Genomic DNA, 1888 nt, shown 5'->3' with positions numbered 1-1888 from the left:
GGTTCAATGAGTTGTATTTCCTCTTTGCCCTGAATTGGTCAGTCTGGGCAAGAAAATCATAATCATTGGAATAGTCGACTAGTGGAACAGCTTTTATCACACCGTCAACTATCAGCGGCTTCGCATCAAACTCGCTGAGCATATCCCTTATAAGTGAATATCCCTTAGCATAATTGCCGCTTTCACTGCTCACCCTGTAGCCGGAAATCATGATACCGGAGTTCTCATTGGATGACTTGATGACGCCAGCCTTAGGCGCTTTCATCAGTTCATTTGCCTTTCCCGGAGAAAGATTAAGCCTTTCCAGAATCTGTGCGATAACAGCATTGGCCTCCCCGTTATAGTAAAGATAGTCATCACTGGCAAATGGATACATGACCTTATTCTCTAGTATCCCATGCCATGTCCGTCCGCTATATGTCAGCCTTCTTTTTTCAGTATCCACTTCGATGTGGTCTATTATTCCACCGAACTCAGTTCCTTCAACGTATATCACCTGATCTTCATAAAGGCGGGTTGCCTCATCAGGCACTACCAAAGAGAAATCATTATCGTTTTTCCCAAATGAAAGATCTAACGTATAATTGCTAAGGATTCCAATATCTTCAATTTTCCCGTCTTTAACATTCCCATATATCAGATCCATAGCGGCTCACTCCTTCTTTCAATAATAACTAGGTCAAACTTCACCTCCTGCTCAGATGAAACATTTAATTCTCCGCTTGTTATAGGCTTAAAAATATAACTATCGCGGTTTCTCGCGTTTAGGACACTTATGCTCTTACCTGATGGATATGTAAGAATACACGACTTCTCCTGATCAGATTTTTCTAAGGAAGAGATTGTAAGATAGCCGTACTGAGCAATATCCACATCAACTTCATAAAGGTGCCCGTTTATAACTATTTGAGGATCCGAAACAGGGCCATATACGATAAGCCTAAATTCTAGAGGAACTGTTGAATCAATTCCTGTAAAAGCACGATATCCTTCTACTCCATAATCAAAATCGCCATAATCAAAGGCATAATCATAGGCGTCCATAAGTCCATTTTTTCCATGACTCATAAACGATAGAACTGTCTCTCTCATCCAGAACGGATATGGGCAATATGCTGTCACGGAATTGATAGTAACATTGTCATTTTTCTCATCCGGCTGAGTATCAGATGCAAGTATAAAACATTCTATAGAGTATTCTCCAAACCAAAGCTTTCCTCTTTCATTCACCATAATGTCATGCTCAGATGCATTATGAAAATTCTTAAGGCATTCCTTTCTCTCCAAGGGATTACCTCTCACTATGAACTCCAAGTCATATGATATAGCCTGCTTCGTAAAATCCTGTACCTGATCCCCATACTTGTACTCTATCGTCTCTGCCACCCAGGAATACTTATGCAGATTCCCCTTCCTGAGTCTCAGCCTTTCTCCGTCCGAAGTGAGAATAAATGCCTTTCCTTCCGAGTTCACATACTTAACTTCGATCATACGAATACCACTCCCATCTTCCTAAGGCTTCTTCCCATCTCCCTGTTATCAAGGTTTATGATTATCTCAGCGTTGGAGGCTCCTTCCCTTACTGCATCATAGATGTCAGCAGGATTGATCCCGCCTCCTGTAGCTTTCTGTATCATCGACATGAGTGATGCTGTACCTACAACAGTTTCACTTCCTGCTTCTCCACCTCCAAGGAACTTACCGCCGGAATAACCAAATATTGTAGGTCCATTGAGGATCATTCCATTGCCCATAGCCTTCCTGTACCATTCAATTTCGATAGAAGGAAATCCCTTGGATACCCAATCAACCGGATTTGGAGACCAGTTAGTAAACTTAAAGTGTGGTGTCTTTATCTGCGGAAGCTCCAGGTGCAGGTTCTTAAAGA

The 1888-nt window shown here is 41.8% G+C and carries 1 protein-coding gene and 2 pseudogenes; all 3 read right to left on the bottom strand.

Annotated elements, in window-relative coordinates:
* Positions 1–646, bottom strand: a pseudogene (locus G630_RS23935) (hypothetical protein); the annotation flags it as partial.
* Positions 637–1491, bottom strand: coding sequence for a hypothetical protein (locus G630_RS0117725; RefSeq protein WP_026499365.1), 855 nt, complete (start codon positions 1489–1491; stop codon positions 637–639). The pseudogene G630_RS23935 and the gene G630_RS0117725, both read right to left, overlap by 10 nt.
* Positions 1488–1888 (bottom strand): annotated as a pseudogene (locus G630_RS25205) (hypothetical protein); the annotation flags it as partial. The gene G630_RS0117725 and the pseudogene G630_RS25205, both read right to left, overlap by 4 nt.

Source organism: Butyrivibrio sp. WCD2001 (assembly GCF_000424485.1).
Lineage (GTDB): Bacteria > Bacillota > Clostridia > Lachnospirales > Lachnospiraceae > Butyrivibrio.
Note: the sequence above shows the minus strand (reverse complement) of the source record. Positions and strands in the feature narration are given on the sequence as shown.

Coding starts and splice junctions, on each gene's coding strand:
- G630_RS0117725 (WP_026499365.1), bottom strand. CDS start 1,491: ATGATCGAAGTTAAGTATGTGAACTCGGAAGGAAAGGCATTTATTCTC.